The following is a 664-nucleotide window of genomic DNA, read 5'->3' on the forward strand; positions in this document are numbered from 1 at the left end:
AAGTTTAGGTTCTGTTTCTTCTTACGATACTACTTATCTTGGACTTGATCGTGTGGATCAGGGGATTACGTATTTAGAATCTCTACTCGCAGAATGGGATACAGTAAGTACTTCCATGAAAGATGGATTCTCTTTGATCAAAGATAAGTCGGGAGAATACCAAACATATGCGAGTGCAAATGCTTCTTTAAAGGGAAGTCTTGAATATTCGAATCGGATCTTGGGTCTTGTTAACGATATCCAAGGTGGAGCGATCAGTGTAGGAAACTTCCAGTCTTACCTGAGCGATTTGGATCAAACTACGAATTACCTAAATACGATCCTACTAGATGTATTCCAAAGAGGGGATACAGTAATCGATTCCAGTCTGACAGGAACTGCAAGAACAAGTGCTAAAAACGATCTATCTGCGCTTAGATCCGGATTAGACACAGGCTCTAAGGCTTGGGCTCCTGTTCTTTCTGGAATGGGAAGTTCTTTCAATGATTTAAACGGACTATTCGGTAATTTCGGAAATTCTATCCAAGCTTTTAGATCTAGTTTAGAAGATCGTAATACTACAGCTAAATCAGTTTCGGATCGACTATTATCCTATTATGAAGGATTCCAATCCGAATATTTAATGCGTAAGGACCAACTTACCTTCCTTTTGGATCCGAACGGA

1 protein-coding gene is annotated in these 664 nt (G+C 39.6%); it reads left to right on the top strand.

The window, feature by feature from the left end; translation table 11 throughout:
- Positions 1 to 664: hypothetical protein (locus EHQ64_RS18285; protein WP_135651249.1), on the top strand; the 664-nt coding region annotated here is incomplete at both ends.

It is taken from the genome of Leptospira sarikeiensis (assembly GCF_004769615.1).
Classification (GTDB): domain Bacteria; phylum Spirochaetota; class Leptospiria; order Leptospirales; family Leptospiraceae; genus Leptospira_B; species Leptospira_B sarikeiensis.